At 32.7% G+C, this 13,910-nt stretch carries 11 protein-coding genes; 5 read left to right on the top strand and 6 right to left on the bottom strand.

Translation table 11 applies throughout. The features are described from left to right. Nucleotides 1-31 precede the first annotated feature (31 nt). From B0A57_RS02640 to B0A57_RS02615, 5 genes are all read right to left on the bottom strand, one after another. On the bottom strand, nucleotides 32-313 hold the full coding sequence (locus B0A57_RS02640) for a DUF7674 family protein (RefSeq protein WP_038466855.1): 282 nt from the start codon (nucleotides 311-313) through the stop codon (nucleotides 32-34). A gap of 163 nt (nucleotides 314-476) precedes the next feature. Next, on the bottom strand, nucleotides 477-1,820 hold the full coding sequence (locus B0A57_RS02635) for a sigma-54-dependent transcriptional regulator (protein WP_162180620.1): 1,344 nt from the start codon (nucleotides 1,818-1,820) through the stop codon (nucleotides 477-479). Nucleotides 1,821-2,055: 235 nt separating this feature from the next. Next, on the bottom strand, nucleotides 2,056-2,343 hold the full coding sequence (locus B0A57_RS02630) for a c-type cytochrome (protein WP_011963805.1): 288 nt from the start codon (nucleotides 2,341-2,343) through the stop codon (nucleotides 2,056-2,058). Between the two features lie 226 nt (nucleotides 2,344-2,569). Next, nucleotides 2,570-3,760: a pyridoxal phosphate-dependent aminotransferase gene (locus tag B0A57_RS02625; protein ID WP_034098456.1), complete on the bottom strand. Its 1,191-nt coding sequence runs from the start codon at nucleotides 3,758-3,760 to the stop codon at nucleotides 2,570-2,572. A gap of 255 nt (nucleotides 3,761-4,015) precedes the next feature. Beyond that, entirely contained in the window at nucleotides 4,016-4,450 is a 435-nt protein-coding gene (locus B0A57_RS02615) for a DUF1573 domain-containing protein (RefSeq protein ID WP_034098460.1), read from the bottom strand. A 318-nt stretch (nucleotides 4,451-4,768) separates the two neighbouring features. Between B0A57_RS02615 and B0A57_RS02610 the strand changes: the two genes are divergently transcribed. Then, nucleotides 4,769-7,396, top strand: a complete 2,628-nt coding sequence (locus tag B0A57_RS02610) for a valine--tRNA ligase (protein ID WP_034098462.1) — start codon at nucleotides 4,769-4,771, stop codon at nucleotides 7,394-7,396. A 176-nt stretch (nucleotides 7,397-7,572) separates the two neighbouring features. Here B0A57_RS02610 and B0A57_RS02605 read toward each other — a convergent pair whose 3' ends face one another. After that, nucleotides 7,573-8,451 carry a hypothetical protein gene (locus tag B0A57_RS02605; RefSeq protein WP_034098557.1) on the bottom strand — a complete coding sequence of 293 codons (879 nt, stop codon included), beginning with the start codon at nucleotides 8,449-8,451 and terminating at the stop codon, nucleotides 7,573-7,575. 126 nt (nucleotides 8,452-8,577) lie between these two features. On the opposite strand from B0A57_RS02605, the gene B0A57_RS02600 reads away from it, so the two are divergent. The 4 genes from B0A57_RS02600 (at nucleotide 8,578) to B0A57_RS02585 (ending at nucleotide 13,802) form a co-directional block, all read left to right on the top strand. Beyond that, nucleotides 8,578-9,612, top strand: a complete 1,035-nt coding sequence (locus B0A57_RS02600) for a formimidoylglutamase (protein ID WP_034098464.1) — start codon at nucleotides 8,578-8,580, stop codon at nucleotides 9,610-9,612. A gap of 108 nt (nucleotides 9,613-9,720) precedes the next feature. Continuing rightward, nucleotides 9,721-10,965 (top strand): DEAD/DEAH box helicase, encoded by a 1,245-nt coding sequence (locus B0A57_RS02595; protein WP_038466849.1) that lies wholly within the window; start codon nucleotides 9,721-9,723, stop codon nucleotides 10,963-10,965. A gap of 371 nt (nucleotides 10,966-11,336) precedes the next feature. After that, on the top strand, nucleotides 11,337-11,894 hold the full coding sequence (locus B0A57_RS02590) for a LemA family protein (RefSeq protein ID WP_034098467.1): 558 nt from the start codon (nucleotides 11,337-11,339) through the stop codon (nucleotides 11,892-11,894). A 3-nt stretch (nucleotides 11,895-11,897) separates the two neighbouring features. Continuing rightward, a complete protein-coding gene (locus tag B0A57_RS02585) occupies nucleotides 11,898-13,802 on the top strand; it encodes a DUF2207 domain-containing protein (protein WP_034098469.1) in 1,905 nt (634 codons plus the stop codon). Nucleotides 13,803-13,910 lie beyond the last annotated feature (108 nt).

Here is a 13,910-nt window from a genome sequence, read left to right as displayed (position 1 = left end):
TTTTAAAGATAAATTGGTATAATTATTTCTTTTATACTCCTGAGGTATTAATTTGTTTGATATATTCTGCCTTCAATAATTTTGGAAACAGATTAGAAATACTGCAATGACGCAATTCCATGAATGAGGAGACCGAAAAAATATACACATTAGAAATGGCATTTTTTGTTTCGTGGCTTCCTGTGGCAAATAGCCGCTCAGCCAAATCCAGACATTTTTTTGCTCTGGTAATATTCCCCGTAATGATTGCTTTCTTAGTGATTTCGGCAAAGCGTTCTGCTTGTTTGTAAACCGTAGTGACTTGATTTTTCATAAGAATGATTTTTTATGTTCTTTATCGCTTATGCCAAAAAGTATTCCGAAAAAATTAAAAAACCATAAAACACTACATATCAAATATTTGTGTTTTTATTTCTAAAAAAAGGTATAAAAAAAGCCTATCAAAATGATAGGCTTTTATTAAAATGATAGGTTAATTATTGAATATTATACTCGTCTAGCTTTCGGTAAAGCGTTGCAATACCTATCTCTAATAAGCGTGATGCTTCGGCTTTGTTGCCTTTGGTATAATTCAATACTTTCTGAATATGCAGTTTTTCGACACTTTGCATCGAAAATGCCGATAATGTTTTGTTAGTGTTGTCTATTTGGTGCTGAATTTCATAAGGCAAAACGTCTTGTGTTAAAATTTCTCCATTTACAAGAATAACAGAACGCTCAATTACATTTCTTAATTCACGAACATTTCCTGGCCAATGATAGGTTTCCAATTTAGACATAAAATTAGTATCAATACTCAATCTCTTCTTGTTGCCTCTTGATGCAAATTGTTCTACAAAATAGTTGGTTAAAGGTGCAATATCTTTTATTCTTTCACGTAGTGGTGGGATTTTAATCTCAAAAATATTCAATCTAAAGTACAAATCCGAACGAAAATGGTGTTCATCGCTTTCCTTTTTTAAATCCCTATTCGTTGCGGCAATTAGACGAAAATTAGATTTTCTAGGTGTCGTATCTCCTATTTGAATGTATTCGCTAGTTTCTAGCACCCGCAATAATTTGGCTTGCAGTTCTAGTGGCATTTCGCCTATTTCATCTAGAAACAAGGTTCCGCCATTGGCTTCTTCGATAAACCCTTTTTTGTCTTTTATGGCACCTGTAAAAGCCCCTTGTTTGTGTCCGAATAATTCGCTTTCTAGAATTTCCTTGCTGAAAGTACTGCAATTTAAAGCTACGAACGTTTTCCCTACTCGGTTGCTATTTTCATGAATGGCTTGTGCAAAAACTTCTTTTCCTGTTCCGGTTTCCCCCGTTAAAAGTACTGTAGAATCGGTTTTGGATACTTTTTTAGCCAAATCGATAACTTGCTCCAAACCTTTTGACTTTCCGATGATATTGTCGAAAGAGTACTTATCAGAAATTCGTTTTTCGAGTTGTTTGACTTTCTTTTGCAGCTGTACTTTTTCTAAGGCCTTATACAAAAGCGGGATTATTTTATCATTGTCATCGCCTTTTACGATATAATCGAAAGCTCCGTTTTTCATGGCTTGAACACCGTCGGAAATTTTACCAAAAGCAGTCAATAATATGACTTCTGATAAAGGAAAAGTAGCTTTAATTTTTTGAAGAAAATCAACCCCATTACCATCAGGAAGTTTCACATCACATAAAACTACATCAATATCATTGGCTTCTAATTTTTTGAAACCTGACTTCAAATCGGACGCTTCAAAAACTTCAAAACCTTCAGATTTTATGATTCTGGCAAGAAGATGACGTAATTTTTCTTCGTCATCAATAATGAGGATATTTTTCAAAATTAGATTTTTTTTATCAAAAAATTATATGACTATTGGTAAGAAATACAAGGTTTAGGAATTGTAAAACCGAAATATTTATCTGGAACTAAAATGTTTGTAAACCAATACGTTACATGACTTTATTTAAAAAAATACATTATATAAAGTATGGCATACGGTTATAAAAAATAAAACTATTAATTTGTAAATTAAAATAATAATTCACAAATTAATAGTTTTAATAGATTGGTAATAATTACAACTGAGAGAATATATAATTAGAAATTACAACCATTTGCGCATCATTAAGCCTAGCTTTTTTTTGCATACGAACTAAAACTGGTTTCCAACCTTCTTGGGAAAGTTCGTTTACTTTAGGTAATTTGTGACATCCTACACAATTATTTTCATAAATGTTTTTCCCAGCGGCTAATTCTGGTGTAAGTTCTATTTTTTTAACTTCGACAATTGGGGCAACGACCTTTGGCGAGCAAGAATATATAAATATTCCTAAAATTGCGACTGCTATAATCTTTATTTTCATAGTTTTAGCTTTTTAAATGTAAATATACAATCGTATTTATATTTTAAAATAATAAGTTTAAATAACGGCTAAACACTATAAATATACAGCATTTTAGGTTAGGAATTATTCGCTATACTTTTATTTTTGTTAGAGTTCTCTGAACTTCTTTTGTAACGAGAATCCTCACTCTTGTGGTACGACCAAATATAAAATTTTAAAATACTGTATATTTATACGTTAAGTGTTAATTTTTATACACTTTTAAGGCTTCTCCTAGAATTTGAACCGACTTAATTAAATCTTCTTTTTTAAGTACATAAGCTATTCTTACTTCATTTTTACCAACATTTGGTGAGGAATAAAATCCTGCAGCTGGCGCAACCATAACTGTTTCTTTGTTATAATTGTAGTGCTCTAAAAGCCATTGTGCAAAATGATCTGCGTCTGTTACAGGAAGTTGTGCAATACAATAAAATGCCCCTTTTGGTGTAGCTACTTTTACACCTGGTATTTTATTAAGTTCGACAATAAGTGTATCACGACGTTCTTTGTATTCGGTAATTACTTCGTCGAAATAGCTTTGTGGTGTATCTAGAGCTGCTTCGCTAGCAATTTGTTCGTATGTTGGCGGGCTTAAACGTGCTTGTGCAAATTTCATTGCGGTTGCCATAACTGCTGCATTTTTAGAAACAATACAACCTATTCTTGCCCCACACATGCTATAACGTTTAGATACTGAATCGATCATAATAGCATTTTCTTCGATACCTGCAATATTCATAATAGAATAATGTTTGTATCCATCGTAAGTAAATTCACGATATACTTCGTCAGCAATCAGGAATAAATCATGTTTTTTAACCAAAGCGGCTAGTTGCTCAATCTCTTCTTCAGAATATAAATACCCCGTAGGATTTCCTGGATTACAAATAAGAATTGCTTTAGTTTTTGGGGTAATTAGTTTTTCAAAATCAGAAATTGGAGGCAATGCAAAGCCTGTATCTATTGTCGAAATTACAGGAACTACTTTTACTCCTGATGCAGTTGCAAATCCGTTATAATTCGCATAAAAAGGTTCAGGAATAATAATTTCTTCACCAGCATCTATAGTACTTCCCATAGCAAAAAGTAATGCTTCGGACCCACCAGTTGTAATAATAATATCTTCCTTATTTATTGGCAATCCAATTTTCTGATAACTTAATGCCAATTTTGTTCTATAACTGTCAAAACCCGCAGAATGGCTATACTCTAATATCTCAATATCTGCATTTTTTACTGCATTTAGAGCAACTTCTGGCGTTTTAATATCAGGCTGACCAATATTTAAATGGTACACTTTATTACCGTTCTTTTTAGCAATTTCCGAGTAAGGAACCAGTTTTCTAATTGGCGATTCTGGCATTTGATGTCCTTTGTTTGATATTTTTGGCATGGTTAAATTTTTATGATATGCAAATTTGCAATTTTTTATTAAATAATTATCTAAAAGTACTCAAAATTATTAATCCCTCCTTTATATCTCCCCGCAACTTGTACCAAGTAATACTGCCACCACAAATTACACACATTCCCCCCTTTTTTAATACTCGTAAAATAGGAATTTGCACAACATACAATCAGCAAAAAAAACATAACATATCAAATTTAAACTCAAAAAAAAGCCCCGAACAATCGAGGCTAAATTTATCTAATTACTAGGCAAAGATTTTTTCTTTTCCATCATATTTACTTCTTCAGTAGCAACAACCGTACCTTTTATTTTTAGCGGAACCATCCCACCCTCATAGTTTATAGCGTTCGATTCTACAGTAATCGTTTTCCTAATAGGTCCAGGATTCATATTATACTTCACATCAATTTTCCCCATTTTTCCAGGCAAAATAGGATCCGTAGGTTTCGTAGGAACAGTACAACCACAAGACGACTTCACCTCTTTAATAATAAGAGGCTCATTCCCTGTATTTGTAAATTCAAAAGACCTAATACCACTATCATCATTTTTAGACACAGTACCATAATCTATAGTATTATCTTTGGCAGTAAACTCAATTTTCGCACCACTTTGGGCATGCGAAAGAAAACCAAAAGTAAAAACCAATATAATTGCAAAAAAATTTCTCATCTCAATATTAATTAAAAAATTATTCGTAAAAATAGTTTTGTTTCATTAAACATACAAATATTTTAACTCTCTTTTTATATTTAATCCATTTCCCTACTTTTGCATACAAAAAGTGTACCCAAAAAAAAATTCCTATTTTTAGGAGCAGAACAGTCACTTTTCAAAACAACATTATTCCTGCTGTACGTTACAATCTTGCCAAAAAAGGCAAGGATTTCCACTTCCATCAGGGCTAAAATTCAAATTAGTCGTTCATAACAACCAAATCAACAAATAACCAACCCAAGCGAAAGCAAACGGATGAAATAATCAACGAATATGACAGCACAATTCAACGCCAAAGAAACCGAACAAAAATGGTATGACTATTGGATGAAAAACAATTACTTTCACTCTACACCAGACCATCGCACACCCTATACCATCGTAATACCACCACCAAACGTAACAGGAGTACTACACATGGGGCACATGCTAAACAACACCATACAAGACGTGCTAATTCGCCGTGCCAGACTAAAAGGATTCAACGCTTGCTGGGTTCCAGGAACAGACCACGCATCTATCGCCACCGAAGCAAAAGTAGTAGCCAAACTAAAAGCCGAAGGAATAAACAAAAACGATTTAACCCGTGAAGAATTCCTAAAACACGCTTGGCAATGGACAGACAAATACGGAGGAACAATCCTCGAACAACTCAAACAATTAGGTTGCTCATGCGATTGGAACAGAACAAAATTTACTATGGATCCTGACATGTCAGCATCGGTAATAAAATCATTCGTAGATTTATACAACAAAGGACAAATATACCGTGGCTACCGCATGGTAAACTGGGATCCAGAAGCAAAAACAACACTATCTGACGAAGAAGTAATTTTCGAAGAACGCCAAGGAAAATTATACTATATCAAATACAAAATAGAAGGAAGCGAAGATTTCTTAACAGTAGCCACCACCCGCCCTGAAACCATTTTCGGAGATACTGCCATTTGCATCAATCCAAACGACGAACGCCATTTTAGTCTAAAAGGTAAAAAAGCGATTATCCCAATCTCAGGAAGAATAATCCCAATTATCGAAGACGATTATGTCGATTTAGAATTCGGAACTGGTTGCCTAAAAGTAACACCAGCTCATGATATGAATGACAAAACGTTAGGCGAAAAACACAATCTAGAAATTATAGATATTTTCAACGAAGATGCTACACTAAACAGCTTCGGATTGCATTATCAAGGCAAAGATCGTTTTGTAGTTCGTGAAGAAATATCAAAAGAATTAGAAACTTTAGGTGCCCTTTCTAAAATAGAAAACCACATCAATAACGTAGGAACATCAGAAAGAACAAAAGCCGTTATAGAACCTCGCTTGTCTGACCAATGGTTCTTACGCATGGAAGATTTAGTAAAACCAGCCATCAAAGCCGTTCTAGAAACCGAAGAAGTAAAATTATACCCTTCTCGTTTCAATAATACATACCGCCATTGGTTAGAAAACATTCGAGATTGGAATATCTCACGTCAATTATGGTGGGGACAACAAATCCCTGCCTATTTTTATGGCGACGGAAAAGAAGATTTTGTAGTTGCAGAATCTATAGAAGAAGCATTAGTTTTAGCAAAAGCCAAAACAAACACCCAAAACCTAACCATACAAGACCTAAAACAAGATCCCGATGCGCTAGACACTTGGTTCTCCTCTTGGTTATGGCCAATGGCTGTTTTTGGCGGAATTACAAATCCTGAAAACGAAGATTTTAAATATTATTATCCAACAAACGATTTAGTTACTGGTCCAGATATTTTATTTTTCTGGGTGGCCAGAATGATCATTGCAGGTTATGAATATACCGGAAAGAAACCATTTTCGAATGTGTATTTAACAGGATTGGTTCGTGATAGTCAACGCCGTAAGATGTCGAAATCATTAGGAAACTCACCAGAACCATTAGGACTAATCGAAAAATTTGGTGCCGATGGTGTTCGTGTAGGATTATTGCTTAGTGCTTCGGCAGGAAACGACATCATGTTCGACGAAGAATTGTGCAACCAAGGAAAAGGATTTACCAATAAAATCTGGAATGCTTTCAAACTCATAAAAGGTTGGGAAGTATCTGAAACTATTGCGCAACCAGAATCTAGTAAAGTTGCCATAGAATGGTATGAAGCTAAATTGCAACAAACATTACTAGCGATAGAAGATGATTTCGAAAAATACAGAATTTCCGATGCCTTAATGGCCATTTACAAATTGGTTTGGGACGATTTTTGTTCTTGGTTTCTAGAAATGATAAAACCAGCATACCAACAACCTATAGATAGCGTAACTTTTGCAAAAGCAATAGAAATGCTAGAAAATAACTTAAAATTATTACATCCGTTTATGCCTTTTTTAACAGAAGAAATTTGGCAAATCATTGCAGAAAGAACACCAGAAGAAGCCTTAATAATTTCGACTTGGCCAGAAATAAAACCATTTAACGAAAGTTTAATTTCTCATTTCGATAATACAATCGAAGTAATTTCAGGAATTAGAACCATTAGAAAAGACAAAAACATTCCGTTTAAAGATTTTATTGAACTTAGAATTATAAACAATGATAAGGCTTCAACCTATTTTGATTCGGTAGTAACCAAATTAGGAAATATTACCTCATTAGAATATGTTTCCGAAAAAGTAGATGGTGCTTTATCATACCGAGTAAAATCGAACGAATATTTTATTCCAATTACAGGAAATATCGATGTAGAAGCTGAAATTTATAAATTGACTGAAGAACTAAATTATACCAAAGGTTTTTTAAAATCAGTACAGGGAAAACTGTCTAACGAAAAATTCGTTACTGGTGCTCCAGAAAAAGTGCTAGAAATGGAACGCAAAAAAGAAGCTGATGCTTTGGCTAAAATTGCTACAATAGAGCAAAGTTTGGCTAGTTTAAAATAAATTTATCTTAGTATAAACCAAAAATTGCACTAATTTACATAAAACATTTTATGTAAATTAGTGCAATTTTGTTATAACTAATTAGCCATACCTTACACAATATTCTAATTACAAATACCCCCCTAAAGAAAAGGATACTATGCTAAAAATTAAGCTTCTAGGACAGCTGCTAATTACTATTTTAAAGTAAAACTTGTTTTAGAAACTAATTCGGTTTTATCAAAAATATTTACAAAATAAGCACCACTTTGAACATCTTTAACTTCCAAATCTTTTTCAACTTTAACCGTTTTGTTTTCGTACTTTACAGCAGCTACAAAACTATAAGTTAATGATTTTTCGCCAGAAACATAAGTGTTTTTCTCACCAAGAATATTATTCTTAGTATCTATTATTTGCACATAATAAGTTTTATCACCTGATTTAGCAATTTGATTTTCGGCAATCATAAAACTAATTTTTAAAACATCTGCTCTACTCGCTTTATCTGTCGAAATTTGCTTTCCAGATTTTTTTTGTCTTACTGCTGATGCTTCTAAATTTAAAACTGACAATTTAGATCCTTTCTCAATTGTATTAGCCATTTTAAAATTTCTATTTACAAGCGTATCTGCAAATTTTCTTGATTCTCCAAGAACAACAGCCGTACTATCTCTTTGTACAGTTAGTTTAACATTTTCTTTTTTAAGATGGTCAACCTGTTTCATCAAAACCGCTACATTACTTCTTAATTTTAAAGCTTCTGTTTTAAATTTTGACATAGAAGCAACATCTCCTTTAGATTTTTCGACATCGGCCATTAGCTGCTGAACTTTATCTCTTTCGGCAATTAACTCATCAGATAAAGTGGTATTTGATGATATTGCGGCATTAAGAGAATCCTTCTGAATCATTAAATCTTTAAGAACTGCATCTTTTTCGCTTATAAGTACCGTTTCTACAGCTTTACAATCATTAGTAATCTTATACACATACCACAAATTCCCTAATAAAAGTAAGGATAAAATTACAATGACTGCCTTAAGTCCTGAGTTGTTACTCTTTTTATTTGTCATACTTTCCATTTTGTAAACTCGTTTTTTTTTTTTTGTTAATTAATAAGCGCAATTTATATTATTATTCTGTAACTTTAAACGCAAGTTTAAAAAAAATAGTATTTTTGATTCATTATAATTTAAAATATGGAAAATTTAATACGTTTCAAACAATCTGATTTAGCAAAAATTACAAATTTCCGAAATGGAGAAGTAAAATTTGGCGAAAAAATGATTACAGTACCTAAAGATGAAAACATTACAGAATTCATTACCAATAGTGAAGCAAAATATGTTATTTTAGGAATTCCAGAAGACGTAGGAATTAGAGCAAATTTAGGTCGATCTGGAGCAGATTCTGCATGGAACAGTGCCATACAAAGTATTGCAAACATTCAGCATAATAGATTTTGTAAAGGAAATTTAGTCATAATATTAGGACAAGTAGATGTTTCGCAAGAAATAGAGTTGGCAAAAAATTTAGACCAAACAAAACCCGAAGACCGAAAACAACTGTTTAAAATTGTCGAACAAATAGACAAAGAAGTCTCTCACATCATTTTTTCGATTGTAAAAGCAGGAAAAATCCCCATTATTATTGGTGGCGGACACAATAATGCCTACGGAAACATAAAAGGCACGGCGCTTGCCAAAGGAAAATCTATAAATGTAATTAATTTTGATGCCCATTCCGATTTTAGAATTCTAGAAGGAAGACATAGCGGAAACGGGTTTTCTTATGCTTTTGATGAAGGATTTCTTAAAAGATATTTCATTTTCGGACTTCACGAAAGTTATACCTCAAAGAGCGTATTAGATTCGATAAAAAAAATAGAAGATAGGGTAAAATACAATACTTACGATGAGATTAAAATTCGCCATCAAAAATATTTCGAACAAGAAATGATTCAATCACTAGATTTTATCAAAAAGGATTTTTTTGGTATCGAAATCGATTTAGATGCCATTCCAAATATCGCATCGAGTGCCATGACATTAAGTGGTTTTTCGGTCGAAGAGCTAAGACAATTCATTTATTATTTTAGTCAAAACCAAAACGCAAGCTATATTCATATTTGTGAAGGAGCACCATCACTTGGCGAAGAAAAAAACAATCATCTAATTGGAAAACTAATTGGGTATCTAATTACCGATTTCATAAAAGGGAATTCGCAAGGATAATAATTAGTAATACAGTTATTTGTTATATCGGTTACATAGATTAACCAAATAAACAGTTAAACGAATAAACAAATACACAAATAACCTATCTTTGTACAAAATTAAAATATGTTATTCGAAGATTTATCATTATCAAAAAGTATACAAAGAGCTGTTTTTGAAGAAGGTTACCTTAGCGCAACCCCTATTCAAGAACAATCTATCCCAATTATATTAGCAGGACAAGACTTAATAGGTTGCGCACAAACAGGAACAGGAAAAACAGCCGCCTTTGCAATTCCTATTATTCATAATCTACACAGAATTGTAGGTTCATCAAAAAAAGAAAAACTAATTCGCACACTTGTTGTTACTCCTACTCGCGAGTTGGCAGTACAAATAGGCGAAAGTTTCGACACTTACGGAAAATATACGAACTTAAAACAGCTAACTATTTTTGGTGGTGTATCGCAAAACCCACAAGTAGAACAGCTAAAAAGCGGTATCGACATTCTAATTGCAACCCCAGGAAGATTGCTAGATTTACACAAACAAGGATTTATTAATTTAAACCATATGCACCATTTAGTGCTTGACGAAGCCGACCAAATGCTAGATATGGGATTTATAAACGATGTAAAAAAGATTGTAAAACTAACACCTAAAAACCGTCAGACCTTACTATTCTCTGCAACAATGCCTATTGCAATTCGTGAACTTGCCGAAATGTTCCTTACAGATCCCGCAACAGTGCAAGTAGCACCTGTATCCTCTACGATAGAAACAGTAGACCAACGCTTGTATTATGTAGATAAAGCTGACAAAAGACAATTATTATATCATATTATTAAAGAAGAAAAACTAAGTAACATTCTTGTTTTTTCCAGAACAAAACATGGTGCCGATAATATTGCCAAAGCATTAAAAAAACAAGGGCTAAATGCCGAAGCTATTCACGGAGACAAATCTCAAAATGCACGCCAAAGAGCTTTAGATAATTTTAAAAACAAAGCATGTGATATTCTCGTAGCCACAGATATCGCTGCTCGTGGTATTGATATAGAGTTTTTACCTTATGTCATTAATTTCGATTTGCCTAATATTCCCGAAACTTATGTACACAGAATAGGACGAACCGGTCGTGCAGGTCGAGAAGGAATGGCTATTTCCTTTTGCGGAAAAGACGAAGAAGGCTATTGGAAAGATATTATAAAACTCACAAAAGCAAAAGTTACTACGATAGACGAACACCCATTTCCTTGGAAAAAAGGTGCGCAAGAAGCCACAAAAGTTAATAGTTCTAACCGAAGCGGAGAAAAGGAAAAATCTAGAAAATCCGATGCATCAAAGAAGAATAAGAAACGCTGGTATTAAAATAAATTAATTAAACAGCCAAAATAATTCGCCTAATAATTGCTAACTGCAATAAAATATCATCTTAAAAAAAGTTTATTGAAAATTAGTTTCGATAAACTTTTTTTGTTTTTCTAAATATTTTCAAAAAAAAAAAATCATAATTAATAGTTTTCTCAAGCCATAAGATTGCCAAAAAAGAAAAACAACTACTATTTTTTTTTAGACCACATTCCCCTTTTTATTTACAAATAAAACATCATATAAGAACTAAAATGTGTACTTTCGAATAGCTATTTTAGTTACTAAGCTATTTTATATATAAAAATTTTATCGCTAAGTAACTTATTCAAGCAAATTTTATACAAATATAAATTTTTTAAATTTTAAAAATGATTCTAATTATTATTGCTTTATTGTTGCTACTTATTGTAGTAATTGTTTTTTTAATTGCTATTTACAATAGTTTTGTAACCAAGCGAAATATGGTTGATGAGGCCTTAAGTGGTATAGATATAATGTTAAAAAAACGATATGATTTGATTCCGAATCTTGTAGAAACGATAAAAGGATATACAACATACGAAAAGGAAACATTGCTAGAAATTGTATCACTCAGAAATCAGGCTACAACTGAAAGTAATGGTGATAAGAAAATGAAACTAGATACTAATTTAAGTCAGGCAGTGACAAAAATTTTTGCTCTAGCAGAAGCTTACCCCGACCTTAAAGCGAATACAAATTTTCAAAGTTTACAAACAGATCTAGCAACTCTTGAAACAGATATCGAACGCTCTAAACGCTATTATAATGGTACAGTACGCGATTACAATATTGCAACAGAAAAATTTCCTAGCAATCTTATTGCAGGTGCTTTTGGTTTTCAGAAAAAAAATTTTCTTGAAATAAATGACACCACACAAAGAGAAACTCCAAAAATTCAGTTTTAATATATGAAGAAGCAAATTAAGAATATACTAGGTTTATTATTAACACTTTGCTTTGCTTATACCAATGCGCAAGAACGTATTTTAAATTTTGACACCAAAATAAAAGTAGAACAATCTGGCATCATAAAGGTTCTCGAGAATATTACAATCAAAGCCGAAAGAGTTCAATTTTTACACGGATTATTAAGAACATTGCCTTTAACGAGAAAAGATAATTATGGTAATAATATTAATGTAGGCTACACAATAGATTATATTAAAAAAGACGGAATTGAGGAAAAATATTTTACTAAAGAAAGTGATGGCAACTGGAAAATATACATAGGGAACAAAGATATTGATCTTGCTACGGGCGTTTATGTGTACCAAATTGCTTATAGCGTGCCTTATCAAATAGGATACTTTGATGATTATGATGAAATATATTGGAATGTTACAGGAAACGAATGGCAAATACCAATAAACAAAGTGAGTTGCGAGTTGTTATTACCTAAAGATAGCGATACGTTTTTGAACATTCATTCTTATACGGGATATAAAGGAGCTAAAGCATCAGAAGGTTCGGAAAAATTAAATGATCATAAAACTCGAGCTTATTTTTATGCTAACAATTTAAAGTCTAATCAAGGGCTAACCGTTGCAGCATCGTTTCCTAAAGGAGTGGTTTCTCCTGCTAGTGCCCTGCAAAAAACGGCATCGATTTATAGCAAGATAAAAGGAACTTTATGGCTGACCCTTTTTGCAATTGGTATGTTTATTTTCTACTTCTTGCAATGGCAAAAAAATGGAAAAGACCCTAAGAAAAAAACAATTATAGCCCAATTTAGACCTCCATTCAATTGGTCTCCTGCAATTGTAGGTTATGTTTATAATAAAGGTGTTAATGATAAAATTTATATGGCTTCAATGGTAAATACGGCCATAAAAGGAGCCATAAAACTTACATCAACTGTTGAAAAATCACTATTTACGACAAAAAAGCTATATGAAATTGTTGTTTTAAATACAGAAGTACCACATTTAAGCGAAGAAGAAAAGGCTCTTTTTAAACCTATTGCTAAAAAGAAAAAATTGCTAGTCAGCAGGACTTATTACGATGTTTTTGCTAAAGCTTATACTGGATGGATTACAAGTGTGACCAATCAAATTAATATTAATAGTTACTACACTTCGAACACTCGAAAAAAAAATATCGGGTTTTTAGTCTTAGTAAACATGGGATTATTTTTTGTACTACTAAGCAATAGTTCTGGCTACATTAATTATGGTTTTTTTATCATGCTAATAGGCTCATCTGCTACGACATATTGGTTGAGCAAAAAAATAGAAAAAATAGGTATGCAAATTTTGCGAGCAGTCTTGTGTTTTTTTGTAGTGATTCCTACTATTTTTACATATTTCGCCAGTTTGTTTTTTAAGTCATGGATTGAAATAGCAGTTCAAGGATTTATTTTTATAGCGTATATTATTTACTGCATTAATCTAGGAAAATACACCATTAAAGGTAGTGAAGCAATAGAAAAGCTAGAAGGATTTAAATTGTATCTTGAAACTGCCGAGAAAAATAAAATGAATATGCTTAATCCGCCTGAGCTTACACCCGAATTGTTTGAGGAATTATTGCCCTATGCCATTGCTTTAAATGTTGATGTGGTTTGGGGCAAACAATTTGAAACTTTACTCGAAACAGCAAAATATAATCCAGAATGGTATTCTGGCGATGACAGCTACAAGACACCAGAACGATTTATATCTAATTTAGGTGATGCCGTTGGGGCTTCACGTGTAGACCCTACACCTTCTAGATCATCTTCGTCAGACGGTAGTAGTGGTAGCTGGAATAGTGGTAGCTCTGGCGGAGGAAGTTCTGGTGGCGGTGGCGGTGGCGGTGGTGGCGGCGGTTGGTAGCCAATAGGCTATTTATAGGATACAGAAAATATGATGATATTATTATATAATTTAGACCTTTAAAATCGATAAAAATACTTGAAATCTATTTTTTTAGAAGCCAAATGC

The organism is Flavobacterium psychrophilum DSM 3660 = ATCC 49418 (assembly GCF_002217405.1).
Lineage (GTDB): Bacteria > Bacteroidota > Bacteroidia > Flavobacteriales > Flavobacteriaceae > Flavobacterium > Flavobacterium psychrophilum.
This window is presented reverse-complemented; position numbering and strand designations above follow the sequence as displayed.